Source organism: Streptomyces sp. NPDC088097 (genome assembly GCF_044741845.1).
In the GTDB taxonomy this organism is placed as follows: domain Bacteria; phylum Actinomycetota; class Actinomycetes; order Streptomycetales; family Streptomycetaceae; genus Streptomyces.
In genome coordinates, this window is the sequence record NZ_JBIUTJ010000005.1 from 81,335 (window position 1) to 106,997 (window position 25,663).

The 25,663-nt window shown below is 72.5% G+C and carries 24 protein-coding genes and 2 pseudogenes; 12 read left to right on the plus strand and 14 right to left on the minus strand.

The genetic code is table 11. The features are described 5' to 3' along the window. Positions 1–6: 6 nt before the first annotated feature. The 6 genes from ACIOD1_RS17760 to ACIOD1_RS17785 form a co-directional block, all read right to left on the minus strand. Complete coding sequence (locus tag ACIOD1_RS17760; RefSeq protein WP_365615783.1) at positions 7–201, minus strand: hypothetical protein; 195 nt, start codon at positions 199–201, stop codon at positions 7–9. A 44-nt stretch (positions 202–245) separates the two neighbouring features. After that, entirely contained in the window at positions 246–1,454 is a 1,209-nt protein-coding gene (locus ACIOD1_RS17765) for an NAD(P)/FAD-dependent oxidoreductase (protein ID WP_401903196.1), read from the minus strand. A 427-nt stretch (positions 1,455–1,881) separates the two neighbouring features. Next, positions 1,882–2,667 carry a serine hydrolase domain-containing protein gene (locus ACIOD1_RS17770; protein ID WP_365615789.1) on the minus strand — a complete coding sequence of 262 codons (786 nt, stop codon included), beginning with the start codon at positions 2,665–2,667 and terminating at the stop codon, positions 1,882–1,884. Between the two features lie 332 nt (positions 2,668–2,999). Next, the gene (locus ACIOD1_RS17775) at positions 3,000–3,614 is read right to left on the minus strand and encodes a response regulator (protein WP_401903552.1); all 615 of its coding nucleotides are present in this window, start codon (positions 3,612–3,614) and stop codon (positions 3,000–3,002) included. Positions 3,615–3,694: 80 nt separating this feature from the next. Beyond that, a complete protein-coding gene (locus tag ACIOD1_RS17780) occupies positions 3,695–4,936 on the minus strand; it encodes a sensor histidine kinase (protein ID WP_401903198.1) in 1,242 nt (413 codons plus the stop codon). Positions 4,937–4,946: 10 nt separating this feature from the next. After that, entirely contained in the window at positions 4,947–7,121 is a 2,175-nt protein-coding gene (locus ACIOD1_RS17785) for an MMPL family transporter (protein ID WP_401903201.1), read from the minus strand. A gap of 230 nt (positions 7,122–7,351) precedes the next feature. Here ACIOD1_RS17785 and ACIOD1_RS17790 point away from each other — a divergent pair. Both ACIOD1_RS17790 and ACIOD1_RS17795 read left to right on the plus strand, forming a co-directional pair. Beyond that, positions 7,352–7,766: pseudogene (locus ACIOD1_RS17790) on the plus strand (FAD-dependent monooxygenase); the annotation flags it as partial. Positions 7,767–7,791: 25 nt separating this feature from the next. After that, on the plus strand, positions 7,792–8,325 hold the full coding sequence (locus ACIOD1_RS17795; RefSeq protein WP_365615800.1) for a GNAT family N-acetyltransferase: 534 nt from the start codon (positions 7,792–7,794) through the stop codon (positions 8,323–8,325). A gap of 12 nt (positions 8,326–8,337) precedes the next feature. Here the strand turns inward: ACIOD1_RS17795 and ACIOD1_RS17800 are convergent. Further along, a pseudogene (locus ACIOD1_RS17800) lies at positions 8,338–8,640 on the minus strand (hypothetical protein); the annotation flags it as partial. Between the two features lie 330 nt (positions 8,641–8,970). Between ACIOD1_RS17800 and ACIOD1_RS17805 the strand changes: the two are divergent. Then, on the plus strand, positions 8,971–9,390 hold the full coding sequence (locus tag ACIOD1_RS17805) for a molybdopterin-binding protein (RefSeq protein WP_401903204.1): 420 nt from the start codon (positions 8,971–8,973) through the stop codon (positions 9,388–9,390). Between the two features lie 63 nt (positions 9,391–9,453). Here the strand turns inward: ACIOD1_RS17805 and ACIOD1_RS17810 are convergent, their stop codons facing one another. After that, entirely contained in the window at positions 9,454–10,158 is a 705-nt protein-coding gene (locus tag ACIOD1_RS17810) for a M24 family metallopeptidase (RefSeq protein WP_401903207.1), read from the minus strand. Positions 10,159–10,294: 136 nt separating this feature from the next. Then, the gene (locus ACIOD1_RS17815) at positions 10,295–10,948 is read right to left on the minus strand and encodes a TetR/AcrR family transcriptional regulator (RefSeq protein WP_401903209.1); all 654 of its coding nucleotides are present in this window, start codon (positions 10,946–10,948) and stop codon (positions 10,295–10,297) included. Positions 10,949–11,083: 135 nt separating this feature from the next. Here ACIOD1_RS17815 and ACIOD1_RS17820 point away from each other — a divergent pair, with 135 nt between their 5' ends. From ACIOD1_RS17820 to ACIOD1_RS17855, 8 genes are all read left to right on the plus strand, one after another. Further along, positions 11,084–12,031: an alpha/beta fold hydrolase gene (locus tag ACIOD1_RS17820; protein WP_401903212.1), complete on the plus strand. Its 948-nt coding sequence runs from the start codon at positions 11,084–11,086 to the stop codon at positions 12,029–12,031. Positions 12,032–12,245: 214 nt separating this feature from the next. After that, complete coding sequence (locus ACIOD1_RS17825; protein ID WP_030224351.1) at positions 12,246–12,449, plus strand: cold-shock protein; 204 nt, start codon at positions 12,246–12,248, stop codon at positions 12,447–12,449. 243 nt (positions 12,450–12,692) lie between these two features. Further along, positions 12,693–14,234, plus strand: coding sequence for a DEAD/DEAH box helicase (locus tag ACIOD1_RS17830; RefSeq protein ID WP_365615815.1), 1,542 nt, complete (start codon positions 12,693–12,695; stop codon positions 14,232–14,234). An 87-nt stretch (positions 14,235–14,321) separates the two neighbouring features. Next, positions 14,322–14,633: an SCO5918 family protein gene (locus ACIOD1_RS17835; RefSeq protein ID WP_365615818.1), complete on the plus strand. Its 312-nt coding sequence runs from the start codon at positions 14,322–14,324 to the stop codon at positions 14,631–14,633. Positions 14,634–14,904: 271 nt separating this feature from the next. Beyond that, on the plus strand, positions 14,905–15,240 hold the full coding sequence (locus ACIOD1_RS17840; protein ID WP_365615821.1) for a MerR family transcriptional regulator: 336 nt from the start codon (positions 14,905–14,907) through the stop codon (positions 15,238–15,240). Positions 15,241–15,574: 334 nt separating this feature from the next. Then, positions 15,575–16,792 (plus strand): hypothetical protein, encoded by a 1,218-nt coding sequence (locus ACIOD1_RS17845; protein ID WP_401903217.1) that lies wholly within the window; start codon positions 15,575–15,577, stop codon positions 16,790–16,792. A 201-nt stretch (positions 16,793–16,993) separates the two neighbouring features. Next, on the plus strand, positions 16,994–18,187 hold the full coding sequence (locus ACIOD1_RS17850; protein WP_401903220.1) for a DUF2254 family protein: 1,194 nt from the start codon (positions 16,994–16,996) through the stop codon (positions 18,185–18,187). Between the two features lie 342 nt (positions 18,188–18,529). Beyond that, positions 18,530–18,802: a hypothetical protein gene (locus tag ACIOD1_RS17855; protein ID WP_365615829.1), complete on the plus strand. Its 273-nt coding sequence runs from the start codon at positions 18,530–18,532 to the stop codon at positions 18,800–18,802. A 22-nt stretch (positions 18,803–18,824) separates the two neighbouring features. Here ACIOD1_RS17855 and ACIOD1_RS17860 read toward each other — a convergent pair whose 3' ends face one another. Continuing rightward, positions 18,825–19,868 (minus strand): aldo/keto reductase, encoded by a 1,044-nt coding sequence (locus ACIOD1_RS17860; RefSeq protein WP_365615832.1) that lies wholly within the window; start codon positions 19,866–19,868, stop codon positions 18,825–18,827. A gap of 112 nt (positions 19,869–19,980) precedes the next feature. On the opposite strand from ACIOD1_RS17860, the gene ACIOD1_RS17865 reads away from it, so the two are divergent. Then, positions 19,981–20,637, plus strand: coding sequence for a TetR/AcrR family transcriptional regulator (locus ACIOD1_RS17865; protein WP_365615835.1), 657 nt, complete (start codon positions 19,981–19,983; stop codon positions 20,635–20,637). Between the two features lie 90 nt (positions 20,638–20,727). Here ACIOD1_RS17865 and ACIOD1_RS17870 read toward each other — a convergent pair whose 3' ends face one another. The 4 genes from ACIOD1_RS17870 to kdpA form a co-directional block, all read right to left on the minus strand. Continuing rightward, entirely contained in the window at positions 20,728–21,120 is a 393-nt protein-coding gene (locus ACIOD1_RS17870; RefSeq protein WP_365615838.1) for a TOBE domain-containing protein, read from the minus strand. Between the two features lie 105 nt (positions 21,121–21,225). After that, complete coding sequence (gene kdpC, locus ACIOD1_RS17875; RefSeq protein WP_401903224.1) at positions 21,226–21,861, minus strand: potassium-transporting ATPase subunit KdpC; 636 nt, start codon at positions 21,859–21,861, stop codon at positions 21,226–21,228. A gap of 21 nt (positions 21,862–21,882) precedes the next feature. Beyond that, a complete protein-coding gene (gene kdpB / locus ACIOD1_RS17880; protein ID WP_401903226.1) occupies positions 21,883–23,997 on the minus strand; it encodes a potassium-transporting ATPase subunit KdpB in 2,115 nt (704 codons plus the stop codon). Then, complete coding sequence (kdpA, locus tag ACIOD1_RS17885) at positions 23,994–25,658, minus strand: potassium-transporting ATPase subunit KdpA (protein ID WP_401903229.1); 1,665 nt, start codon at positions 25,656–25,658, stop codon at positions 23,994–23,996. Before kdpA ends, kdpB begins: the two co-directional genes overlap by 4 nt. Positions 25,659–25,663 lie beyond the last annotated feature (5 nt).

Here is a 25,663-nt window from a genome sequence, read left to right on the forward strand (position 1 = left end):
TCTCCTTCAGAGGAGGGAGTTCATCGCCGGGCGAGCGGGGTTCGGACTCGACCCGGTCAGCTCTTCCGGATTGCGGACGTAGCAGATGCCGCTGTTGGGGGCCTTCTCGGCACGGACTGCCAGGACGCCTTCGAGTTCGCCGGTCAGGCAGGGAACGAGTGTCGGGTTGCCGTTTGCCGCGGTGGACTCGCCGGTCACCACGGCGTCGAGTGGCTCAAGATCTTGAGACGCGAGCTGGTAGGCGGCTACGCGACCGTCTTCTCGGCAGCGAACGCCTTCGGCGCGGTGGCCACGTGGTGCTTGCGCTTGGGCAGGCCGAAGGTCGGGTGGGAGGTGGCCCACAGCGACATCCTGACGATGGCGGCCTTGATGCGGGCGGCCTTCCGGCCGCCCATGTACTTCGGCTTTGCCTGCCCTTCGTCGTCGACCATCTGCAGAAGCCCGTCCTGCCGCCCGAGGCTGATGTGGTTGCCCGGGTACTCCAGCTTGGTGTTCGCGATCTTGCTGCCGGTCAGGCGTCCGACGATCGCGTCCACGGCCTGCCGGCCGGTGTAGCCGGCCGAGGCGCAGGACATCGGCAGCGGCCGGCCGTTGTCGCCGACGGCGTACACACTGTCTCCGGCGGCGTAGACGTTCGGGTGCGAGACCGACCGCATGGTGCGATCGACCACGATCCGACCGTTCTCGGTGACCTCAAGACCGCTCGCGGCGGCGATGGGGTTGACCGCGAAACCGGCCGTCCACACGGTCGCGTCGGCCGCCAGGGCGGTGCCGTCGGCACACAGCACCCGCGTCGCTTCGACGGCTTCGACGCTGGTGTGCTCCAGGACGGTGACGCCCAGTCGGTCGCAGACCTGGCGCAGGTGGCCGCGGCCTCCGGCGGAGAGCTGGGCGCCCAGTTCACCCCGGGCGACCAGCGCCACCGACAGGCCGGGCCGGGATTCGGCGATCTCGGTGGCGGTCTCGATGCCGGTCAACCCGTCGCCGACGACCAGCACATTCACGCCTTGGCCCCGCTTCTCCAGGCTGTCCAGGCGCTCCCGCAGGCGCAGCGCGGAGGGCCGGGCTGCGACGTCGAAGGCGTGCTCGGCCACGCCGGGGACGCCGCGGTCGTCACCGTGGCTGCCGAGCGCGTAGAGAAGCGTGTCGTAGCCGAGCTCGCCGCCGCCGTCGGCGTCGGCGTCGGCCACAGCGACGACCTGGCGCTCGGGGTCGACGACCGTGACACGGGCCAGGCGCAGCCGTATCTCCGTGCCCGCGAAGACGTCGGCGAGCTGTGGAGCCTCGATCTCCTGGCCGGCCGCGAGCTGGTGCAGCCGCAGCCGCTGGACGAAGTCCGGCTCGGCGTTGACCACGGTGACCTCGGTGTCCGCCGGGGACAGCCGACGGGCCAGGGTCCCGGCCGCGTAGGCCCCGGCGTAGCCGGCGCCGAGGACGACGATGCGGTGCTTCATGTCTTGCTCCTGTCGGTTCGCTTGGCTCTCGGTGACTTGAGCGGAACAACGGCCCGATTCCTGACAGGAAATAGATGTGACGTGGGTCACGGAACAGCAGGAGCTTCGCCCAATGATGCTCGCGACGCCCGAGCGGCGAAGATCCAGGAGCCCGGCCAGGCCTTCTGGCCGCGCGGACTCGGGACCAAGAAGGCTGGGGCCATGTGGCCCGGTCGACGAGCCCATGCGGCTGACCGGTTGCGAATACGGGGACTACAGCCGCCGACCCGCGGCGCCGACTCGTAGGCATTCCGGGCGGCCCGGGTCAGCGACCTGGGCCTGCTTCGTTGCCTGGACCTCTCCGGCCCCGCTCGGTATCTCGGCAGGTCCGTGCCACAACGTGCCAGTAGGAGCGGCAACCAGCGGCCAACACGGGCTACGCCGGAAGCTACTCCGGTTTGGCGACTGTCGGGGTGGGCCACGGGTGGTTGGGGGTGGCGATCAAGGTGACCGTTCTGGCGATGGTGGACGCGAGGTTCTTCCCCTCGTGGTCCACGTTGGAATTGACGAGTACGACGAGGACGGCCTTGTCCGTGGGGTACTGGGCGGCTATCGCCTCGTATCCCGGCATGGCTCCGGTGTGGCCGAGCCAGCCGTAGGTGTCGAGGAGCCCGAGGCCGTAGGAGACGCGAGGGACGCCCGTCGGGAGGGTGTTGAGGCGTTCGGCCTGTGTCGCCTTGGTGAGGAGCCGGCCGTCCAACAGGGCGGGGATCCAGGTGTGCATGTCCTTCATGGTGGAGATCATCGACCCGGTGGCCCAGGCCCAGGAGGGGTTCCAACCGGTGGCATCGGTGACGGCGCCGTCGGGCGTGAAATCGGTGTAGCCGTGGACGTACGGGGCCGGGATCGTGGCATTCGTGGGCAGGGACGTGTTGTTCAGCTTCAGCGGTGCGAGGACGTGCTCTTGGAGGTAGTCGCCGAGCGGCTGCCCGCTGACCTTCTCGACCAGCAGGCCGAGGAGGACGAGGTTGGTGTTGCTGTATTGCCATGTGGCGCCCGGGGCGAAGGTCGGCGGGTGGGCGAAGGCGATGTCGAGGAGTTGGCGCGGGGTGTAGACGCGCTCGGGGTGGGCCCGCAGGTCCGCGAGCCACTGCTCGTCGTCGTCGTCGTAGTCGAAGAGACCGCTGCGCAGTTGGGCGAGTTGACGGACGGTGATGTGCGCCCCATTGGGCACGCCGGTTCGTGTCGGTGGTCCCGAAGGACCTCTCGTACGCGCCACGGCCCGGAATCCACACACCGACGTTCAGACCGGGGATCCCGGTCTCCTTCATGACCTTCGTGACGGCCGCGTGCAGCTTCGCCACGGTGGCCGGGTCGAAGTCCAGCCGGGCCAGGACGCCGGGGCCGGCAGCGGTCGCGGTTCCCGTGCAGAGGGCGGCGAGCAGCAGGGCCGCCGCCGCGGGCAGGCCCGCACGCCCACCAGGGATTACGGGACAGCCCTTAGGCCTCTGCGACCGGCCGTGCGACCTGAGCCGGCGGCCCCCGCCCGGTCGGGCAGGGGGCGGGTCAGGCCTCGTGGGCTGCTGGGACCACGAGGCCGGATTCGTATGCCGCTATCACGAGCTGAGGGCGGTCGCGGGCGCCCAACTTGCCCATGATGCGGCTCACATGGGTCTTCGCCGTGAGGGGGCTCAGGGCGAGGGCGTCGGCGATCTCCGTGTTGTTGAGGCCCCGGGCCACGAGGGTGAGGACTTCCCGTTCCCGGGCGGAGAGCGGGGCGAGGGCGGCGGGGGCCGGGACGGGGCTCGGGGCGCGCAGCACCCGGGCGATCAGGCGGGCCGTGGGGCCCGGTGAAAGGAGGGACTCGCCGCCGGCCACCGTGCGGATGGCCGCGAGGAGTTCGGCCGGTCTGGTGTCCTTCACGAGGAAGCCGGCGGCCCCGGACCGTAGCGCTTCGACGATGTTCTCGTCGGTGTCGTACGTCGTGAGGACCAGCACCTTCACCCCGGCGAGGTCCTCGGTGGAGGCGATCATCCGGGTCGCCTCGATGCCGTCGGTGCCCGGCATCCTGATGTCCATGACGACCACGTCGGCCCGCTCGGTGCGGGCCAGTTCCACGGCTTCCCGCCCGTTGCCCGCCTGTCCGACGACCGCCATGTCGGGCGCCGATTCGACGAGCATCGCGAAGGCCGCCCGTACGAGCGTCTGGTCGTCGGCGAGCAGCACCCGGATGACGCGGTCCTGACCGTCCGGTGGTGTGGTCACGTGGATGCCTCCGGGGAACGGGGCGGAAGGGGTGTGAGGGGCGGAAGGGTCGGGAGCGGTGCGCGCGGCGAGGGCGGCGGCGGTGGGAGCGGCAGGGTCGCCGTCACTTCGAAGCCGCCGCCGGAGCGGGGGCCCGTCCGCACGGTGCCGCCGACGCTGCGGGCCCGCTCGCCCATGCCGACGATGCCGAAACCCGGGGTGGCGGAGCCCGCTCCGGGGCCCCGGCCGTCGTCGCTGACGGTGAGCCGCAGGGCCCCGTCCGCCGCCGCCACGCGGACCCGGACGGTGGCGGCGGGACCCGCGTGGCGGACGGCGTTGGTGAGCGACTCCTGGACGATGCGGTAGGCGGCGGCCCCCACGGCCGGCGGGACGTGCGCCCCGTCGGTGTCCACGGTCAGTTCCGCCTCGGCCGTACGGACCAGATCGGGCAGCCCCGCGAGGTCCGGCAGCGGCCCGTGCTCGTCGGCGCGGAGGACGGTCAGGGTGGTACGTAGCTCCGCGCGGGCCTCGCGGCAGGTGTCGGCGATGGAGTCCAGCGCCTCGGCGATCGCCGCCCGGTCGAGCCGGTCCGGGTCCACGGTGAGGACGTGGGCGGCGACCGACGTCCGGACGCCGATCAGAGTGATGCTGTGGGCCAGCAGGTCGTGCAGGTCGCGAGCGATGCGCAGGCGTTCCTCCGCGATCTTGCGGTCGTTGGCCTGGCCGACCCGCGCGCTCTCCTCGGCGAGGTACTTGCGGTAGTTGCGTACGGCGACGCCGAGCACCAGGGCCGCCACCAGCCATCCCGAGGTGCGCAGGACGTCCAGGGCGCGGTGGACACCGTTGGAGGACATGGCGGTCACCGCGAAGCCCACGACGCACACGCCGACCACCACCGTCCGGCGGACGGTGCCGGTGGCGGCCACGGTGTACAGGGCGAGTATCGCGGCCGGCACGGGGGCGGCGTGGGCGTTGTCGAGCAGTTGGTACGCGGCGATGCAGGCGACGGCCGCGCTCATCACCCCGAGCGGGTGGCGCCGCCGCCACACCAGGAGCAGGGCCGAGCAGGCGAGCAGGGTCCACCCGAGCGCGTCCGGTCTCATCGCGGTGTCGGCGTACGCCACCACCCCGCAGAGCAGGGCGACACCGGCCGCGATCACCGCGTCGTTCCGCGTCGGGTGCGCGGTCGCCAGGGGGTCCTGGTGGAGTACGCGCAGGACGCGCGCGGCCGCGCTCGGGGGGTCGGTCACTTCTGCCACCCGGACATCGTCACCCTCGCCGCCGGTCGCCGACCAGTTCCGGCGCGGGTGCGGAAGCCCGGGCCGGGGCGGCGGAAGGCCGGCCCGGCCACCACACCCCGCGGCCGAGCAGCACACTGGCGCTCGTCACCAGGTACGTGCGGACGAGGAAGGTGTCCAGGATCACCCCGACCGCGACGACCGTACCCATCTCCACGAACATCACCAGCGGCAGCGAGGCGAGGACCGCGAAGGTCGCCGCCAGGACGATCCCGGCCGAGGCGATCACGCCGCCGGTGGTGCGGAGCGCGATCAGCGCGGCTCGGCCCGGCTCGACGCCGGCCCGGGTCTCCTCGCGGGTGCGGTGCATCAGGAAGATGCCGTAGTCGACCCCGAGGGCGACCAGGAAGACGAAGGTCAGCAGGGGCAGCCCCGGGTCGACGCCGGTGAAGCCGAACACCGGGCCGAAGACCAGGCCGCCGATGCCCATCGCCGCGCCCCACACCAGCACCACGGCGGTGACCAGGAGCAGCGGGGCGACCAGGCTGCGCAGCAACAGGACGAGCACGAGCAGCACCGAGGCGAGGACGAGCGGGATGACGAGCAGGCGGTCGTGGGCGTTGGTGGTGGCCAGGTCGAGTTGCTGCGCGCCGGCGCCGCCCACGTGCGCGCCGTCGAGCGCGGCCCGTAGCCGTTCGATGGCGGCGCTCTCCCCCGCGGAATCCGGCGCGGCTTCGGTGGTGACGGCGATCTCGGTCCAGCCGCCGCCGCTCCGGCCCTTCTCGGCGCCCGCGACGCCTTCGACGGACCTGGCTTCGGCGAGGATCCGGTCGGCGGCTCCCGTGGGCGCCATCACCTCGACGGGGCGGCTGCTGCGATCCGGGAAGGCCTCGGCCAGCGTTCCCATGGCGGTGATCGACTCGGGCTTGTCGGTGAAACTGTCCTCCCTCTTGAGCGCCCCGGGCAGGTTGAACACACCGAGCGCCAGCGCGCCGAGCAGCACGACTCCCGTCACGAGCACCGCGACCGGCCGCTTGCCCGCCGAACCGCCCATGGCGGCGAAGACGTTGACTCCGCGCTGCTTGGGTTCACTCCCGTACGCGGGGATCAACGGCCAGAAGACACGCCGTCCGAGCAGCACCAGGACCGCCGGCAGCAACGTCATCATCGCGATCAGCGCGCACAGGACGCCCACGGCGCCGACCGGGCCGAGGCCGCGGATGTTGTTGAGGTCGGCGGCGAGCAGGCAGGCCAACCCCGCCACGACCGTCCCGCAGGAGGCCAGCACCGCCGGCCCGCAACCGCGCAGCGCGGTGCGCATCGCGTCGTACGGAAGGGGGGTACGGCGCAGCTCGTCGCGGTAGCGGGCGACGAGCAACAGCGCGTAGTCGGTGCCCGCTCCGAAGACCAGGACCGTCATGATCCCGGCGCTCTGGCTGGTCACGGTGAGCCCGAAGCCCGAGGCGAGCCCGTACACGGCGGCCCGCGCGCACACCGCGCCCGCGCCGACCACCAACAGCGGCACCAGCCACAGCACCGGGCTGCGGTAGGTGAGGATCAGGAGCAGGGCCACCACCAGGCCGGTCGCCAGCATCAGCGTCCCGTCGATGGAGCCGAACACCTCCTTGGCGTCGACTTCGACGGCGCCTTCGCCGCCGACCCGGACGGTCAGCCCGTCGGCGCCTCGCGCATGGGCCCGTACCCCGTCGACGAAGGCCTTCTTCGCCGCGTCGTCCGTGCCGGGCGCGGCCGTGGACACCGCGTACATGAGCGTGGCGCCGTCGGCGGACGCGATGCCGGGTCCGCGGAGGACCGCGCCGAAGTCCCGGGGATCCTTGGACCCGGCGAGCGGCGACACGGACGGCCCTGTCGTACCCGGGGTACCCGCCGTACCCGCCGTACCCGCCGGAACCGTGACCGCCGCCACCTGCCGGTCGGCGGTGGTCCGGTCGGCGGCGGTCAGCCCGCCGTCGCGGTGGTAGACGAGGAGCGCGCCGGTCACCTCGCCGCCGGGCAGCTCCTCCTGGAGCCTGGCCACCCGCGTCGAGTCGGCCCCCGCCGGCAGGTAGTCCGCCGTCCGGTCGCGCTGTACGTCCCCGAGCCTGCCCGCGAACGACCCGGCGACGGCGATCACGATCGCCCACATCACCAGCACGCCCCAGGGAATCACCCTGCGGTACCCACCTGTTCGACTCGCCTGCCCCATCTCGGGCCCCTCCGCACGGACTCGGCCCGGCGGCCCCGATGGCCGCCCGGTCGTCTCCAGCGTCCCGCCCCCGAAGGGCCGTTCCCTCACGCCGACGCAGGAGATCGCCCCTACTCCCCCGGGCGTCCCGTGCCCTCCCGTACTCCCCCGGGAGTAGTGCTCACGAGCCGGCGGCCAGGGCTCTGCCTCCACGGCGCGGCCTCCTCCGGCGAATGCGTCAGCGCGGGCCGGCAGGCGACGCCGCGCACGTCCACTCGCCGTTCGGCGGCCAAGGGCCGAACCTCGGCATCGGGGACGCGATGGACCTCGGCTGGAAGCTCGCGGCGGTCGTGAGCGGCCGGGCACCGGAAGCGCCGCTGGACACGTTCACGGCCGAACGGCGTCCGATCGTGGCCCGGGTCCTCGAATGGACCCGGGCGCAGATCGCGCTGATGCGGCCGGAACCGCAGGCCCGCGCCCTGCGCCACCTGCCCCGGCCGACCGGAGTCGGCCGGCCTGCTCGTCCGCCCGGACGGAATCGTCGCCTGGGCGTCCGACGCCGGGGACGCGGTGAACGCCGGGGACGGCCTCGCCGACGCCCTGCGGCTGTGGTTCGGAGCGCCGGACCGCGCCGCGCGCTCGTGCGAACCGGCCGCGTCCTGGTGACGCGTGCGGAAAGTAGGGTCCGGGGATGGGTTCCTCCGATTCCTGGCCCGCCGCCGATCCCCTGGTGACGACGCGGCTCACGCTCGAACCCCTCCGCGGCGCGCACGCGGAGGAGGCCTTCGCGCTCTTCGACGACGTACGGCTGCACGCCTGGACCGGCGGGGAGCCGAGTTCGCTCGCGGAGCTACGGGCCCGGTACGGCCGCCAGTCCACCGGGCGGTCGCCGGACGGCAGCCAGGGCTGGCTGAACTGGATGCTGCGCCGGTCGCAGGACGGCCGGCTGGTCGGGACGGTCCAGGCGACCGTGTACCGGGCCGGGCACGGCGTGCTCGAAGCCTCGCTGGCCTGGGTGACGGGCGTCGAGCACCAGGGCAACGGCTACGCCGTCGAGGCGGCCCGCGCCGTCGCCGGGTGGCTGCGCACCCGTGGGGTGTCCGAGCTGTCCGCCCACATCCACCCCGACCACGCCGCGTCCGCGGGGGTCGCCCGCGCACTCGGCCTGACCGCGTCCGACACCCTGGTCGACGGCGAGACCCGCTGGAGCGCCTCCGGCCGCTGACGCCCGCCCAGGTCAGCGGCCGGGCGCGCCGGGGAGCGGGATCTTGCGGCCGTACGCGAGCAGGAGGAGGTCCTGGGCGGGCGCGAGGAGCGGGGTGCCACTGCCGAAGGACCAGTCCAGGTCCGTGGCGCGGAGCGCGAAGCCGGCGAGGTCGGCCCGGAAGAACCTCAGCGTCCTGGCGTCCACGCCGTCGAGGAGTACGCGCAGGCGGTCCTCGGGCACGCGACGGTCGAGGCCGAGCGCGACCGTGATGTCCAGGCCGGCGCAGCCGATCGCGCGGAGTGTCCTCGGGTCCCCGTGAGCGACCCCGTGCCCTCCCGGCAAAAGCGCGCAGCGCGTGGTGTTGGTGTACCGCACCTGTGGGGGGTGAATAAGGAGGGGGCGCATCTGCGATTTCGTGGGCCGTGTCGGCCGCAATAGTCACCGGCTCGGAATTGGGCGAGCAAAGTCGCTGGTCAGGGGCGCTGATGGGGCCGGGCGGGCCGGAATGTCCACGTCGTGCGAATCCGCGACCCGAAAGGGGCCATTCGCCTGGCGAATGCGATGCACTCCGCGCGTCCGCATTCTTCGTGGAGTAGCGTCGAAAATAACGCGGGCCCGGAACAGGGCCTGCCGTCCCCCGAGTTGTTTGTGAGGCGTTTCTTCATGTCCCTGAGCATCCGCAACCAGATCCCCGGCACCATCACCTCCGTCACGGCCGGTGAGGCCATGTCGACCGTGAAGGTCCGTCTCGCGGGCGGCCAGGACATCACCGCCGCCATCACCACCGACGCCGTCAAGGACCTCGGCTTCGCCGAGGGGACCGCCGTCAAGGCGCTCGTGAAGTCCACCGAGGTCTCCCTCGCGACCGGCCCGGTCGAGGGCATCTCCATCCGCAACCAGATCGCGGGCACCGTCACCGACGTAGCGACCGGTGGCGCCATGGGCTCCGTCAAGGTCGCCGTCGAGGGTGGCGAGCTGACCGCCGCCGTCACCAAGGACGCCGTCGAGGCGCTCGGTCTGACCGCCGGCACCTCCGTCGTCGCCCTGATCAAGTCGACCGAGATCTCCCTCGCCACCGCCTGATCGCACCCGCTCGACGCGGCAGGACCGAGGGCCCGCACCGGACGGTGCGGGCCCTCGGGCGCGTCAGGCGAGGTCGAGCAGTTGCTCGTAGAAGCCGCCGTACCCCCGCTCGGGGTCGGTCAGGTGGACCTCCAGGATCCAGTGGCACCGCCGGCCGGCCCGGTCGGTGCGGCGCAGCGGGGTGTTGTTGGCGGGGGTGACGTACGAGTCCTCGTGGGCGCCCTCGATGCTCTCGTGCGGGAACTCCCCGACGAGGTGCCCGGCGTGCCAACCGCCCAGGGTCCACCCGGCCCCGGCGGCCAACCGGGCCATCTCCGCGTGGAGTTGGGCGCCCGTGATGCCCGGGTCCGCCCGGAAGGCCTCGCGGCCGGCCGCGAACACCTCGGGGAGGTCGTCGCGCAGCCGGAGCTTGTGCGGGTCGCCGCCGAGGACGAAGGTGCGGCCGAAGTCGGCCTCGTACTCCTCGAAGATCGGCCCGAAGTCCGCGAAGGCGATGTCGTCCTCGCCGATGAGCCGGTCCGGCGGGTTCTCCCGGTAGGGGAACAGCGTGTGCGGGCCCGAGCGGACGATCCGCTTGTGCCAGTGCTTCGTCGTTCCGAACATCTCGTTCGCGAGGTCCCGGACGCGGTCGCTGACCTCGCGTTCACCGGCGCCCGGCGCCACGATCCCGCGCGCCTCCACCTCGGCGAACAGCGCCTCTGCCTTGCGTTGCGCCTCCACGAGCCCCAGCGCCCGCAGTTGCTCGTCCATCCGGTCGGGTGTCGCCATGGTTCCCGTTTCTCTTCCGTCGCCCTCGTGCCCGCGCGCACGACCACGAGCGAACCTCCCGCACATAGTGCAGGTGCGCCGCGAATTCGTAAATCACCTGGCAAATGCCCGGCGTCAAGGCCTTCCCAGCCCGCAATCAGGAGCGGGCGGCGTCGGAGATGCCGGCGGCTCCGGCATCCCCGGCGGCCCCGGACGTGAAGATGCGGTCCAGGTGGTGGGTGAGGACGGCGAGGGCCGCGTCCGGGCCGCGTTGGCCGACGAGGATGCTCGTGCCCATGGTCGCCGCCATCGCGAGGAGGCTGATCGCCTCGACGCGCGCGTCCACGCCGGGGTCGGCCAGGCCTTCCGCCCGGGCCCGTTCGAGCAGGCCGGTGACGGCGTTCTCGGCGGCGTCCGGGTTGTCGATGAACGGCTGGGCGGCGAGGGCCTCGTCGGTCACCGACAGGATCGAGTAGGAGCTGTAGAGGAGGTGGAAGGTCCGCCCCTCCTCGTCGGTCGGCAGGGAGGCCAGCAGCAGCGCCTCGATCGTCGCGCGCGGGCCCGGCTCCGGGCCGATGGCGGCGAGGCGGGCGCCCACCCGCGCCGTGAAGCGGTCGGTCAGGTGCTGGATCCCGTAGAAGAGCAGCTTCTCCTTGGTCTGGAAGTAGTACTGCACCAAGCGCAGCGACACCCCCGCCTCGGCCGCCACGTCGCGCATGCCGACGGCGTGCAACCCCCGCCGTCCGGCGACGCGGACGAGCGCTTCGGCGATCTGGGTACGGCGTTCCTCGTGGTCCACGCGCTTGGGCATCGGTAACTTCTCCGGCCGAGTGGGGGGGCGGGGGGGCAGAGCGGGGGGCAAACCGAGCGGCTCTTCATGGTACCGCCGTACCATCATCGTGGTACGGTCGTATCACGAAGGACGGAACTCAACCGGAGGTGCCCCGTGCCCGAGAACACGCCGCGCGTACGACACGACATCGGCCGCTACGTGAACGAGGCACTGCGCGAGCGCTACTTCGCCGCCTGCGACGTGCTCTACGCGATGGGCGCGCCGATCCGCTCCGAGACCGACGTCGAGACGAGCTTCGGCACCACGCACGTCTACCGCTACGGGCCCACCGACCCCGCCGCCGAGTCCCGCACGCCGATCGTGCTGATCCACGGCTCGGGCGGATGCTCCGCGCAGTGGTACCCCAACACCCGGGCGCTCAGCGCCGATCGCCCCGTGTACGCCCTCGACACCCCCGGCGACCCCGGACGCAGCGTCCAGCGCGAGCCCATGTGGCAGCCGGAGCGGGCCGCGCAATGGATGGACGAGGCTCTCGACGCGCTCGGCCTCGACCGGGTCCACCTCGTCGGCTCCTCCTACGGCGGCTGGCTGGTCGTCAACCAGGCGCACCTGCGGCCCGGCCGGCTCGCCTCCGTGACCACGCTCGACCCCGGCGGCCTGGAGAAGGTGGGGCTGCGCTTCTTCGTCTGGATCTTCGCCAGTCTCTTCGCCACCTACGCCCCGAAGTCCTGGCGACCGCGCCTCGCCGCCTGGCTGGAACAGCCGGTCATCGTCGTCCCCGAGCTGCGAACGTGGATCCAGGCCGGCGTACGGGCCTTCCGGATCCGCCGCCCCGCCCCCCTCCCGCTGTCCGAGGCCGCGCTGGGCTCCATCCGGACGCCGTTCTACCTGATCATGGGCAAGCGCAGCCTGCTCGTACATCCGGAGCGACAGTTGGAGCGCGTACCGCGCGTGATCCCCGGGGCGCGCGCCGAAATCGTGGCCGCGACCGGGCACGGACCCCAGCTCGACCACCCGGATCTGGTCAACGCCCGCATGCTCGGCTTCATGGAGGACGTGGACTCCCTCGGCCCGGCCCGCAAATCTGCCTCGGCCGGATGAGAATTTAATCGGCCGCGAGTCGAAAGTTATTGCCGCATCGAAGAAGTTGGAGTAATTTACCGGACCCACACGGTCTGGACGTGCTACTGTCGATTCCAGTTGCAGTTGTGGTTCCCAAAATGCTTTCCGGTCATTTCCGGACGGGGTAATCATCGCAGCGACACGGAGTCCACACAGTGTGGGCGCCGTTGTACTGCCCCAAAGGAGATATGACATGGCTACTGGCACCGTGAAGTGGTTCAACGCGGAAAAGGGTTTCGGCTTCATCGAGCAGGACGGTGGCGGCGCTGACGTGTTCGCCCACTACTCGAACATCGCCGCCCAGGGCTTCCGCGAGCTCCAGGAAGGCCAGAAGGTCAGCTTCGACATCGCGCAGGGCCAGAAGGGCCCGACGGCCGAGAACATCGTTCCCGCCTAAAGCTGATACGCGGTTCGCAGCTGGGGCCCGCATCCTTCGGGGTGCGGGCCCCAGCTGCACGCAGTTCCCGGGCCGCATGCCTCTCCCGTCCCCCGGTGGTTCCCCCCGCGCGACGGCACGCCACACCCGGCGGCCCGCTCCGATTTCGCATTCCATTCGGCCCGTACTTGCAATTCTCCGCGCCCGATTCCGGGCGCCGCGGGAATTCCTTGATATGCGCCGTATCGAGGAAGGTATTCCCACTTGAATCGCACCCGTACGAACGAGCGTTTCTCCGCCACTCGTGGCCGTAGCACCGGCAAGACCGGCTACGGACAGGGTGGCGGCAGTCGTTCCGGCGCTCCCGCCCGTTTCGGCGCCCCCTCCCGCTCCGGCGGTGGCCAGTCGGGCCGCTCCGGCGGCTACGGCCGGCGCAGCTCCGGTGTCCAGGGCGAGTTCGCCCTGCCCGAGACGATCACGCCCCCGCTGCCCGCCGTCGAGGCCTTCGCCGACCTGGACATGCCGGCCGCGCTGCTCACCGCCCTCACCTCCGAGGGCATGAGCGTGCCGTTCCCGATCCAGGGCGCCACCCTCCCGAACACCCTCGCGGGCCGTGACGCCCTCGGCCGCGGCCGGACCGGCTCCGGCAAGACCCTGGCCTTCGGCCTGGCCCTGCTGGCCCGTACGGCCGGACAGCGCGCCGAGTCCGGGCAACCCCTCGCGCTGGTCCTCGTACCGACGCGTGAGTTGGCGCAGCAGGTCACCGACGCGCTCACCCCGTACGCCCGCGCCCTGCGGCTGCGGCTGGCGACGGTCGTCGGCGGCATGCCCATCGGTCGTCAGGCCTCCGCGCTGCGCGGCGGCGCCGAGGTGGTCGTCGCCACTCCGGGACGACTCAAGGACCTCATCGACCGCGGCGACTGCCGGCTGAACCAGGTCGCCATCACCGTCCTCGACGAGGCCGACCAGATGGCCGACATGGGCTTCATGCCCCAGGTCACCGCCCTGCTCGACCAGGTCCGCCCGGAGGGCCAGCGCATGCTGTTCTCCGCCACCCTGGACCGCAACGTCGACCTCCTGGTCCGTCGCTACCTCACGGACCCCGTCGTGCACTCGGTGGACCCCTCCGCCGGTGCGGTCACCACGATGGAGCACCACGTCCTGCACGTGCACAGCGCCGACAAGCAGGCCACGACCACGGAGATCGCGGCCCGCGAAGGCCGGGTGATCATGTTCCTGGACACCAAGCACGCCGTGGACGAGCTGACCACCCACCTGCTGAACAGCGGCGTACGGGCCGCCTCGCTGCACGGTGGGAAGTCCCAGCCGCAGCGCACCCGGACGCTCGCCCAGTTCAAGACCGGGCACGTCACCGTGCTCGTCGCCACGAACGTGGCCGCGCGCGGCATCCACATCGACAACCTCGACCTGGTCGTCAACGTGGACCCGCCGACCGACCACAAGGACTACCTCCACCGCGGCGGCCGTACCGCCCGCGCCGGCGAGTCCGGCAGCGTGGTCACCCTGGTCATGCCCCGCCAGCGGCGCGAGATGGACCGGCTGATGGCGACCGCCGGGATCACCCCGCACACCACCCAGGTCCGCTCCGGCGAGGAGGCGCTGCACCGCATCACCGGTGCTCAGACCCCCTCCGGCGTGCCCGTCACGATCACCGCACCGGTCTCGGAGCGCCGTACCCGCGGCGCCTCCTCGCGCGGTGGCTCCTCGCGCGGCGGACGCCGTCCCGGTACGCCCGGACGCCGCACCCCGCAGCGTCGGCCGTCCGGCGACGCCGCCGCCGCGTAACGGTCGGCACGCCCGCACGTACGATCGTTCGTTCCTGCCCTCGGGCGCGGTGAGCGCGCCCCTCGCTTCCTCTTCCTGTGAGGCACCATGCGCTGTGTCATCGCCCGCTTCCCGTTCGACCTGACCAAGAACGGGGTGATCGAGTCGATGAAGGGGATCAAGCCCGAGCCCGTCGTCGGCGAGTCCGTGATCATCGGACGTCGCACCTACCCCGTCAAGCAGGTGGGCCAGGTCGTCACCCGCCAGGACCGCAGGGACTTCAGCGCCGCCGAGGTCGTCCGGGCCATGACCCAGCTCGGGTTCACCTGCCGGGACCTGGCCCCGGCGCCGGTGCCCGCGAGCAGGCTCACCCCCTTCGAGACGGCGTCCGCGCTGCTCGGGAGCCCGATGTCCGCCTGACGCGCGAGCGTCGGGCCGGACACCGAGCCGCGGGAGGACCGCGGAGGGGCGAACGGTCACGAGTGGAGGGCGGTGGGGGCTGGGCCGGCGGATGCCGGTCGGGCCCGCACCGCCCTCTTCGGCGTATCCGGGCGCCGCCGCGGCGGCACTCCCGCGGGCCTCACCCAGGGCGGCGCGGCGGTGGGGCGGGTCGATGGTGTTGACTTCCCTCGGGGTCCCGAGGTCGGACGGCAGCCGGGCCCTCGACGCGTTCCCCCACGAAGAGGTGCAGATGACAGCGGATGACTCGCTCGGCGGCCGGCTGGACGACGATGACTACCCCGCCTACACGATGGGCAGGGCCGCCGAGCTCCTCGGCACCACACCCGGCTTCCTCCGCGCCATCGGAGAGGCCCGCCTGATCACCCCGCTGCGCTCCGAGGGCGGTCATCGGCGCTACTCCCGCTACCAGCTGCGCATCGCCGCCCGCGCCCGGGAACTCGTCGACCAGGGCACGCCGGTCGAGGCCGCCTGTCGGATCGTGATCCTTGAGGACCAGCTCGAAGAGGCCCAGCGGATCAACGCCGAGTTCCGTCGCGCCGCGGCAACGCCGCCCGAAGACTCCTGACCGAGCCCACCGCCCCGCCCGGCCCTCCGCTCCTCCCCTCCCTCCTCCCGGGTGAGACACGGGGGGAGTAAGCGGACGTGCGGGGCCGGTGGGGGACGGGTGGAATGGGCATGCGGTGTTCCGTGTTGTCCGAGCCCCCGGGAGCGTCATGAGCCTGCCGTCCGACGGTTCTTCCGAGGGCCCTGAAGGACCGGGCGGCGCGAGCGGACCGGGCCGGGCGAGCGGGGCCGGCACGGCGGCAGGCCGGGCCGGAGGACCGGGCGACGCGGGCGGCCGAGCCGGAGGGGCCGGAGGGGCCGGAGGGGCCGGAGGGGCCGGAGGGGCCTGGCGGATCGTGCGCGGCGGGCTGTCGGCCGTGCTGATCACGCTGACCTGCCTGCTCGTCCCCCTGTCCCTGATCACCGTATGGGTCCACGACATCGTGCTGGACACCGACCGGTACGTCGCCACCGTCGCGCCCCTCGCCTCCGACCCGGCCGTCGAGGCGGCCGCCGTCGGGCGCATCGCCGGAGCCGCCGACGTGAGGGTCGACGGGCCGCAGGTCGCCTCCGACCTGGCGAAGTGGCTGGAGTCTCAAGGGCTGCCGCCCCGGGTGGGTACGGCCGTCAAGGCGCTCGGGCCCCAATTGGACGAGGCCGCCGACGCGGCGGTGCGCAAGGTCGCCACCCGGTTCGTCGGGAGCGAGCGGTTCGAGAAGGTCTGGACCCGCGCCAACCGGGTGGGGCACGCCTCCGTGGTCCGCGCCCTGACCGGCCACGGCCGGGGCCCGGTGGAGGTCGAGGGCGGGACGGTGACCCTGGACGTCGGCGCGGCCGTGGACGCCGTCAAGCAGGACCTGGTGAAGGCCGGGGTGTCCCCCGCCGAGAAGATCCCCGACGTCGACAAGCAGATGGTGCTCTTCCACTCCGACAAGCTGGGCAAGATCAGGGGCGCCGTCCACCTCCTGGACGTGATCGGCAACTGGCTCCCCGTCCTCACCGTGCTCCTGGGCGCGGCCGGAGTGTTCCTCGCGCGGCGCAGGCGCCGGGGCCTGGTGACCGTGGCGCTCGGTTCCGCCTTCGCCTGCCTGCTCATCGCCATCGGTCTGGTCGTCGCCCGCCGGTACTACCTCGACCACCTCCCCGAGCAGGTCCAGTCCCGGGACGCCGCCGCGGCCATCTTCGACACCCTGGTGCACTTCCTGCGGGCCGCGCTGCGCACCGCGCTCGTCCTCGGGATCGTCGTGGCCCTCGGCGCGTACCTCTCGGGCGCGGGCGGGCTCCCGCGCGGAGTGCGCGGGAGCGCCGAGCGGTCGGCGGACGGAGTGGCGCGTTGGGCCGCCGACCACGGGGTCCGGACGGGGAGCGCGGGCCGCTGGGTGGAGGCGCACCGTCGGTGGATCACCATCGGCGCGCTGCTCGTCGTCGCGCTCGTGTTCGCCCTGTGGAACCACCCGACGGTCGCGGTCGTGCTGATGCTGGTCCTGATCCTGCTCGCGGTGCTCGCGGTCCTCGCGCTGCTGGCGGCCGGTGGCCGGGTCGACGAGGGACGGACGCGGAGGGCGCGGACCTAGAGGCGAAGGGGCCGGAGGGGGCGGAGCCCCGTCCGGCCGGCCCCGGGGGCGCCCCGACCGCCCAAGCCCCCGCGGCGCCCCCGACCCCCAGGTCGCGCGCAGAGTGGAGCCCCGATGCCAGGCCCTGTCGATGTCGCCGCCCTCCCGGCCCCCCGGAGGCCGCGCCGGCGCCGTACGCCCTTCCAGCGGCCGAACCGTGCAGTGCGCCGAGGTCTGTCGCAGCTCGTCTGCGCGGTCGGCGGGCTGCTGCTGGGCCTGATGTCCCCGCTGGTCGCGGTGGGGCCCCGGGTGTCGTCCGGCCAGGCGGTGACCCTGCTCTTCACGATCGGCTTCGGGGTCGTCAGCCTGGTGAGCATCATCTACTCGATGCTCTTCCTGGTCGTGCAGTTCTCCGCGAGCAGCTTCTCCCCGCGCCTGGGGCTCTTCCGGGAGGAGCCCATCGTCTGGCGCGCGTACGCCTTCACCGTCGGGGTGTTCGTCTTCAGCGTGACCTCGGGGATGTCCATCGGTACGAGCCCCCAGGTCTCGGCGCTCGTCCCGTGTGTGGCCGCGCTCCTGGCCCTGTGCGCGCTCGGCATGATGCGCACGCTCCAGACCAAGGCCTTCCACTCGATCCAGCTCGCCCACGCGCTGACCGCCGTCACCACCCGCGCGGACCGGCTCTACGACGACCTCTACCAGCGCCCGTACGACGGCCCGCGCCCCGCCGCCCCGCCGCCGGCCCCGAGCGCCGCCGGGACCCGTACCCACCATTGGCGGGGACCCGCGGCCGTGATCCAGCAGATCGACGTGCCGGCCCTGGTCCGCGCGGCGGCGACGCACGGCGGGTGCGTGACGTTCCTGGTGCCGCCGGGTCGGACCGTGTCCCGGGGCACCCCCTTCGCCGAGGTCACCTGCGAGGGCCCGGCGGGGAGCACGGCCGTGGAGGCGATCGAGGCGGCTCTGGGGCGCGCCGTGGGGACCGGGGTGGAGCGGACCTTCGACCAGGATCCGGAACTGCCGCTGCGGCTGCTCGCCGACATCGCGCTCCGCGCCCTCTCCCCCGCCGTCAACGACCCGGCCACGGCGGTCGAGAGCCTGGACCGCACGGACGCCCTGCTGACCCGGCTCGCCGGCCGGGACCTGGAGATCGGCGCCTTCGCCGACGCCGGGGGCACGCCGCGCGTGCTCGTCCCCGTGCCCGGCTGGGAGCGGTACGTCCGCACGGCCGTGGACGACGTCCTGCACGCCGCCGCCGACTCCCCGATGGCCCTGCTGAGGATGCGCGCCCTGCTGACCGGCCTGCTCGCGCGCTGCCCCGAGGAGCGGCGGCCGGTCCTGCGCGAGCGCCTCGCCTGGGCGGACCGGACCGGTCGCGCCACGTTTCCGCTGCTCTGGGACCCCGCCGACCTCTGACGGGGGTCGGGCGGGCGGTCGGGCGGGTGGTCGGGTGCGGACCATCCCCGGGCGGGGGCCGGCGGCGCCGATTACCGTCCGGGACGGGCCGGGCGTCGCCGCCGGCGGGGGGCGCGGACACGCCCGGGGCGCCGGTCCGACGGACCGATCACTACACGGGGATGTGACAGGTGAACGGAAACGACGCTCTGGCGGGACGGTTCGACGCGTACCGCCCCCATCTGCGGGCGGTCGCGTACCGCATGCTCGGCTCGCTCGGCGACGCGGCGGACGCCGTGCGGGAGGCCTGGTTCAAGCTGAACCGCTCCGCCCTGGTCGCACGCCGACCTGGATCCGGAGGTCGTGGCCCGCTCCGGCGGCGGCGCCCTCCTGTCGAGCCTGCTGCGGCGGGGCGCGGCCGAAGTGGCCGCCCAGGCCGTCCTGTTCGCCCGGCTCGCCTCGGACGCCCGGCCGGTCCTGGTCAACGGCACCCCCGGGGTGGTCTCGCTGGTGGACGGCCGGGTGGTCTCGGTGATGGCCTTCACCGTCAGGGGCGGCCTGATCACCGCGCTCGACGTCCTCACCGACCCCGAGCGGCTCGCCGCCCTGGACCTGGGCCCCGCTCTGGAGAGCTGACCCCGGCGGGGCGGGCGGGCCGTCAACCCCGGGCGATCATCGGCGGGTTGAGGCGGGCGAAGCCCTCCTGGCGCTCGTACGGGAAGTACGGGTACGGGGCCGGGCGATGGCTCGCCGCGTCGAGGCGGGCCACCTGCTCCGGCGTCAGCTCCCAGCCGATCGCGCCGATGTTCTGGCGCAGTTGCTCCTCGTCGCGGGCGCCCACGATCACCGAGGAGACGGTGGGCCGGCGCAACAGCCAGTTGATGGCGACCTGGGGGACGGCCCGGCCCGTCTCCGCCGCCACCTCGTCGAGCGCGTCGACCACGTCGTACAGGTACGCGTCCTCGACCGGCGGGGCGGAGTCGGCCGTACGGTGCAGGCGGCTGCCCGGTGGCAGCGGCCGGCCCCGGCGCAGCTTGCCGGTGAGGCGGCCCCAGCCCAGGGGGCTCCACACCATCGCCCCGACGCCCTGGTCCCGCGCGAGGGGCATCAGCTCCCACTCGTAGTCGCGGCCGACGAGGGAGTAGTGGACCTGGTGGGCGACGTAGCGCGGGAAGCCGTGCCGTTCGGCCGCCGCCAGGGACTTCATCAGCTGCCAGCCCGCGAAGTTGGAGACGCCGACGTAGCGGATCTTGCCGGAGCGGACCAGTTGGTCGAGGGTGGCGAGCACCTCCTCGACGGGGACGGCGGCGTCGAAGGCGTGCAGCTGGAAGAGGTCGATGTGGTCGGTGCCGAGGCGGCGCAGGGCGTCCTCGGTCGCCCGGATCAGGCGGGAGCGGGAGGTGCCGGCGTCCTGGGGGCCGTCCCCCACGGGCAGTCCGGCCTTGGTGGACAGCAGCACCCGGTCGCGGCGGCCCTTGATCGCCGCTCCGAGCACCTCCTCGGATGCTCCGGCCGAGTACACGTCGGCGGTGTCGAAGAGGGTGATCCCGGCCTCCAGGCAGATGTCCACCAGCCGGCGGGCCTCCTGGGCGTCGGTGGTGCCCCAGGCGCCGAAGAGCGGCCCGCTGCCGCCGAAGGTGCCGGCCCCGAAGCTCAGGGCGGGGACCTTGAGGCCGGACGTTCCGAGCTGCCTGTACTCCATGACGACTTCCCTCCGGTGGACGACGAGGCCTACGACCGTAATGGGACCGCAGAACCGTTAAGGTGGTCCCAACCTAGCAAGAGAACCCTATTAATGGAACCGGAGTCCCGTTATGGAGCGGAAGGATCGGCCTGAGGAGCCCGTGGAGGGTGCGGCGGCGGACGCGTCCGGGGAGGCCGAGCCGGGGACGGTGCGGCCCGGGGGGCGAACGGCGCGCGTCCGGGCCGCCGTGCTGGAGGCGGCGGGGGACGTGCTCGCCGCCGAGGGGTTCCACCGCCTGGACCTCGCCGAGGTCGCCCGCCGGGCCGACGTCGGCAAGACCACCGTCTACCGGCGTTGGGGCACGGTGGCCGGACTGGTGGCCGACCTGCTCACGGACATGGCCGAGCAGTCGCTGCCGCGCTCCGACACGGGCTCGCTGCTCGGGGACCTGCGGGAGAACGCCCTCCTCGTGCGGCGGACCCTCGCCGATCCTCGGCAGGGGCCCCTGTTCAAGGCAGTGATCGCGGCGGCCGCCGGCGACGAGCGGACGGCCGAGGCCCTGCACCGCTTCTACGAGGTCCGGGTGGCGCAGTGGGCGCCCTGCGTACGGGAGGCCGCCGAGCGGGGCGAGGTCCCGGCGGGGACCGACGCCGCCGAGGTGATCCGGGCCGTCTCGGCCCCGCTGTACTACCGGTTGCTGACCACGGGCGCCCCGCTCGACGAGGCCTGCGCGCACCGGGCGGCGCGGGCGGCGTACGAGGCGGCCCGGGCGGGGGCGTTCGCGTAGGCGGCGGACGGGACGCGGGGCAGGACCGGCCCCGGGCCGCCTCCGGACCCGGTCTCAGCCGCTGCTTCAGCCCGTGCTTCAGCCCGTGCTTCAGCCCCGGTCGACGAACACGCTGGTCGACTTCACCCGGGCGGTGGCGCGCATGCCGACCTCCAGGCCCAGCTCGTCCACCGCCTCCCGGGTCAGCAGGGACACCACGCGGTGCGGGCCGGCCTGGATCTCGACCTGGGCGCTGACCGAGCCGAGCTTGATGCCGGTCACGATGCCGGGGAAGGCGTTGCGGGCCGAGGTGTACGGGGTGTCCTCGTCGTCCCCGCCCTCTTGGGCGACCTCCACGCAGAACGCCGCCAGGTCGGCGCCGTCGACGATCCGCCGGGCGCCCTCGCGCCGGGTGGGGAAGCGGCCCGCGTCCGCCCAGCGCCGGGCGGTGTCACTGCTGACGCCGAGCAGTCGCGCTGCCTGGCCGATCGTGTACGACTCCATGCAGCGCAGCCTAAGCCCGGACGCGGCTCGACCGCTGGTGAGCAGGCCGTCGGCCCGGTGGCCGGCACGCCTCACCGGCGGTCCGGCCGCGTCCGGGGTCGGGCCCTAGGACCGGGTCAGGTCCCGCAGGGCGGTGTTCAGCTCCAGGACGTTGACGCGGGGTTCGCCGATGAAGCCCAGGGTCCGGGAAGCGGTGTGGGCCCGGACGAGGGCCTCGACCTTCGGGAGCGGGAGGTCGTTGAGGTCGGCGATCCGGTGGGCCTGGAGGGCGGCGTACTCCGGGGAGATGGCCGGGTCGAGGCCGGACCCGGAGGAGGTGACGGCGTCGGCGGGGACCTGGGCGGGCGTGGGCCGGAAGCCGGGGACGGTGTTGTCGGCCAGCACCTTCGCCTTGGTCTCCGCCACCGACGCGACCAGGTCGGGGTTGTCGGCGGCCTTGTTGGAGGCGCCGGAGAGCAGCAGTTCGTACTGGATGTTGGCGCTGTTCTCGCCGAGGCCGGCGGCGGGCCTGCCCTGGAAGTAGCGCAGGTCGTCCCGGTAGCCCTGGCCGATGAGGGAGGAGCCGACGACCCGGCCGCTCCCGTCCGTGATCTCGGAGCCGGCGGCCCGGTCGGGGAAGAGGGCCTGGGCGATGCCGGTGGTGGCGAGGGGGTAGAGGACGCCGCACAGGACGGTGAGGACGAGCAGTGCGCGCAGTCCGGCGCCGAGCAGCCGGGCGGTGTTTCCGACAGAACTGTTCATGGTGGTCAGCACGTTCCTAATTCAGCGCAGCCCGGGGATGAGGGTGATGAGCATGTCGATGAGCTTGATGCCGATGAACGGGGCGACGAGGCCGCCGAGTCCGTAGACGGCGAGGTTGCGGCGGAGCATCCGGTCGGCGCTGGTGGGCCGGTAGCGGACGCCCTTCAGGGCGAGCGGCACGAGGGCGATGATGATCAGCGCGTTGAAGATGACGGCCGAGAGGATCGCCGATTCCGGCGAGTGCAGCCCCATGACGTTGAGCTTGTCGAGGCCCGGGTAGACCACGGCGAACATGGCCGGGATGATCGCGAAGTACTTCGCGACGTCGTTGGCGATGGAGAAGGTCGTGAGGGCTCCTCGGGTGATGAGGAGCTGCTTGCCGATCTCGACGATCTCGATGAGCTTGGTGGGGTTGGAGTCCAGGTCCACCATGTTCCCGGCCTCCTTGGCGGCCGAGGTTCCGGTGTTCATGGCCACGCCGACGTCGGCCTGGGCCAGCGCGGGGGCGTCGTTGGTGCCGTCACCGGTCATCGCGACGAGCTTGCCGCCCGCCTGCTCCCGCTTGATGAGGGCCATCTTGTCCTCGGGGGTGGCCTCGGCGAGGAAGTCGTCGACTCCGGCCTCCTCGGCGATGGCCTTGGCGGTCAGCGGGTTGTCGCCGGTGATCATGACGGTCTTGATGCCCATGCGGCGCAGCTCGTCGAAGCGTTCGCGCATGCCCTCCTTGACCACGTCCTTGAGGTGGATGACGCCGAGGAGGCGGGCCCCGCGCCCGTCCTGGACGGCGACCAGGAGGGGGGTGCCGCCGGCCGAGGAGATGGCGTCGACCCGTGCGGCGGCATCGTCGGCGATCGCGCCGTCCTGCTCCTTCACCCACGCGGTGATCGCGGAGGCGGCGCCCTTGCGGATGCGGCGGCCGTCCACGTCCACGCCCGACATGCGGGTCTGGGCGGTGAAGGGGATCCACTCGGCGTGGGCCTGCTCTCCCTGGTGGCGTTCGCGCAGTCCGTACGTCTCCTGGGCGAGGACGACGATGGAGCGGCCCTCGGGGGTCTCGTCCGCGAGGGAGGACAGCTGGGCGGCGTCGGCGAGTTCGGCCTCGGCGGCCCCGCCGACGGGCACGAACGCGGAGGCCTGGCGGTTGCCGAGGGTGATGGTGCCGGTCTTGTCGAGGAGCAGGGTGGAGACGTCGCCCGCGGCTTCCACCGCCCGCCCGGACATGGCGAGGACGTTGCGCTGGACGAGGCGGTCCATGCCCGCGATGCCGATCGCGGAGAGGAGGGCGCCGATGGTGGTGGGGATCAGGCAGACCAGCAGGGCGGTGAGCACGATCATCGACTGCTCGGCGCCCGCGTAGATCGCGAAGGGCTGGAGGGTGACCACGGCCAGCAGGAAGACGATGGTGAGGGACGCGAGGAGGATGTTCAGCGCGATCTCGTTCGGCGTCTTCTGTCGGGCGGCCCCCTCGACGAGGGCGATCATCCGGTCGATGAAGGTCTCACCGGGCTTGGTCGTGATCTTGATGACGATCCGGTCGGAGAGCACCTTGGTGCCGCCCGTCACGGCGCTGCGGTCGCCGCCCGACTCCCTGATCACGGGGGCGGACTCACCGGTGATCGCGGACTCGTCCACCGAGGCCACGCCTTCGACGACGTCTCCGTCACCGGGGATGATGTCGCCGGCCTCGCAGACGACCAGGTCGCCTATGCGGAGTTCCGTGCCCGGGACCGCCTCCTCGGCGGATCCGTTGACACGGCGGGCGACGGTGTCGGTCTTGGCCTTGCGCAGGGTCTCGGCCTGGGCCTTGCCGCGTCCCTCGGCCACCGCCTCGGCGAGGTTGGCGAAGATCGTCGTCAGCCAGAGCCAGACGGCGATGGCCCAACCGAACCAGTCGCCCGGATCCTTGAGGGCCAGCACCGTCGTGACGACGGAACCGATGAGGACGACGAACATCACCGGCGACTTGATCATGATGCGCGGGTCCAGCTTGCGGACCGCCTCCGGGAAGGCCTTCAGCAGCTGCGCGGGGTCGAAGAGGCCGCCGCCGACGCGCCCCCGGTCCGCTTCCTCGTGCCCGCTGGGGGCGTCCTGGCGCGGCGCGCGGGTCGGGCTGGGGGTGGGGGTGACGGTGCTCATGAGGCGAGCCCTTCGGCGAGCGGACCCAGCGCGAGGGCCGGGAAGTAGGTGAGGCCGGTGACGATGACGATCGTCGCGACGAGGAGTCCCGCGTAGAGCGGCTTGTCGGTGCGCAGGGTGCCCGCCGTCTCCGGTACGGGGCGCTGCTGCGCGAGGGAACCGGCCAGTGCCAGGACGAAGACCATGGGCAGGAAGCGGCCCAGCAGCATGGCGATGCCGATGGTGCTGTTGAACCACTGCGTGTCCGCGTTCAGTCCGGCGAAGGCCGAGCCGTTGTTGTTCGCGCCCGAGGTGTAGGCGTAGAGGATCTCGGAGAAGCCGTGCGCGCCGCCGTTGGCCATGGAGGTGACCGGAGTGGGCAGGGCCATGGCCACGGCGGTGAAGCCGAGGACGAGGGCCGGGGTGATGAGGATGTAGCAGGCGGCGAGCTTGATCTCGCGGGTGCCGATCTTCTTGCCCAGGTACTCGGGGGTGCGGCCGACCATCAGACCGGCGATGAACACGGCGATGATCGCCATGATCAGCATCCCGTAGAGGCCGGAGCCGACGCCGCCGGGAGCGATCTCGCCGAGCTGCATGCCCAGCAGTTGGATGCCGCCGCCCAGTCCCGTGTAGGAGGAGTGGAAGGAGTTGACGGCTCCGGTGGACGTGAGGGTGGTGGCCACCGAGAAGATCGCCGAACCCGCGATGCCGAAGCGGGTCTCCTTGCCCTCCATCGCCCCGCCGGCCGCCTGGAGGGCCGGACCGTGGTGGGTGAACTCGGTCCACATCATCAGCGCGGTGAAGCCGAGCCAGATCACGCCCATCGTGGCGAGGATCGCGTAGCCCTGGCGCAGGTTGCCGACCATGCGGCCGAAGGTGCGGGTCAGGGAGAAGGGAATGACGAGGATCAGGAAGATCTCGAAGAGGTTCGAGAAGGGGGTCGGGTTCTCGAAGGGGTGGGCGGAGTTGGCGTTGAAGTAGCCGCCGCCGTTGGTGCCCAGCTCCTTGATGGCCTCCTGGGAGGCGACCGCGCCGCCGTTCCACTCCTGCGTGCCGCCGAAGAACTGGCCGACCTCGTGGATCCCGGCGAAGTTCTGGATGACCCCGCAGGCCACCAGGATCACCGCGCTGACCAGTGCGAGGGGGACCAGGATCCGGAGGGTGCCACGGACCAGGTCGGCCCAGAAGTTGCCGAGTTCACCGGTACGGGAGCGGGCGAAGCCCCGTACGAGCGCCACCGCGACGGCCATGCCCACGGCCGCCGAGAGGAAGTTCTGCACCGCCAGGCCGCCGGTCTGCACGACGTGGCCCATGGCCTGTTCACCGGCGTACGACTGCCAGTTGGTGTTCGCCACGAAGGAGACGGCGGTGTTGAAGGCCTGGTCGGGGTCGATCGCGGCGAAGCCGAGGGAGCCGGGCAGGACGCCTTGGAGCCGCTGGAGAACGTAGAGGAAAAGCACGCCCACCAGGGAGAACGACAGCACGGCGCGCAGGTAGGCGGGCCAGCGCATCTCGGCCGACGGATTGGCGCCGATGGCCTTGTAGATCCACTTCTCCGGGGCGTAGTGCCGCTGTGAGGAGTAGACGCGGGCCATGTACTCGCCCAGCGGGCGGTGGACGAGGGCCAAGGCCGCGACGAGCGCGAGCAGCTGGAGCACCCCGGAGAGAACGGGAGTCATCGGGG

Bases quoted from the DNA above. Each gene is read 5' to 3' on its own strand.
- ACIOD1_RS17765 (WP_401903196.1), bottom strand. From the start codon at position 1,454: ATGAAGCACCGCATCGTCGTCCTCGGCGCCGGCTACGCCGGGGCCTAC.
- ACIOD1_RS17775 (WP_401903552.1), bottom strand. From the start codon at position 3,614: ATGCTCGTCGAATCGGCGCCCGACATGGCGGTCGTCGGACAGGCGGGC.
- ACIOD1_RS17785 (WP_401903201.1), bottom strand. From the start codon at position 7,121: ATGGGGCAGGCGAGTCGAACAGGTGGGTACCGCAGGGTGATTCCCTGG.
- ACIOD1_RS17795 (WP_365615800.1), top strand. From the start codon at position 7,792: ATGGGTTCCTCCGATTCCTGGCCCGCCGCCGATCCCCTGGTGACGACG.
- ACIOD1_RS17805 (WP_401903204.1), top strand. From the start codon at position 8,971: ATGTCCCTGAGCATCCGCAACCAGATCCCCGGCACCATCACCTCCGTC.
- ACIOD1_RS17810 (WP_401903207.1), bottom strand. From the start codon at position 10,158: ATGGCGACACCCGACCGGATGGACGAGCAACTGCGGGCGCTGGGGCTC.
- ACIOD1_RS17815 (WP_401903209.1), bottom strand. From the start codon at position 10,948: ATGCCCAAGCGCGTGGACCACGAGGAACGCCGTACCCAGATCGCCGAA.
- ACIOD1_RS17825 (WP_030224351.1), top strand. From the start codon at position 12,246: ATGGCTACTGGCACCGTGAAGTGGTTCAACGCGGAAAAGGGTTTCGGC.
- ACIOD1_RS17835 (WP_365615818.1), top strand. From the start codon at position 14,322: ATGCGCTGTGTCATCGCCCGCTTCCCGTTCGACCTGACCAAGAACGGG.
- ACIOD1_RS17840 (WP_365615821.1), top strand. From the start codon at position 14,905: ATGACAGCGGATGACTCGCTCGGCGGCCGGCTGGACGACGATGACTAC.
- ACIOD1_RS17860 (WP_365615832.1), bottom strand. From the start codon at position 19,868: ATGGAGTACAGGCAGCTCGGAACGTCCGGCCTCAAGGTCCCCGCCCTG.
- ACIOD1_RS17865 (WP_365615835.1), top strand. From the start codon at position 19,981: ATGGAGCGGAAGGATCGGCCTGAGGAGCCCGTGGAGGGTGCGGCGGCG.
- ACIOD1_RS17870 (WP_365615838.1), bottom strand. From the start codon at position 21,120: ATGGAGTCGTACACGATCGGCCAGGCAGCGCGACTGCTCGGCGTCAGC.
- kdpC (WP_401903224.1), bottom strand. From the start codon at position 21,861: ATGAACAGTTCTGTCGGAAACACCGCCCGGCTGCTCGGCGCCGGACTG.
- kdpB (WP_401903226.1), bottom strand. From the start codon at position 23,997: ATGAGCACCGTCACCCCCACCCCCAGCCCGACCCGCGCGCCGCGCCAG.
- kdpA (WP_401903229.1), bottom strand. From the start codon at position 25,658: ATGACTCCCGTTCTCTCCGGGGTGCTCCAGCTGCTCGCGCTCGTCGCG.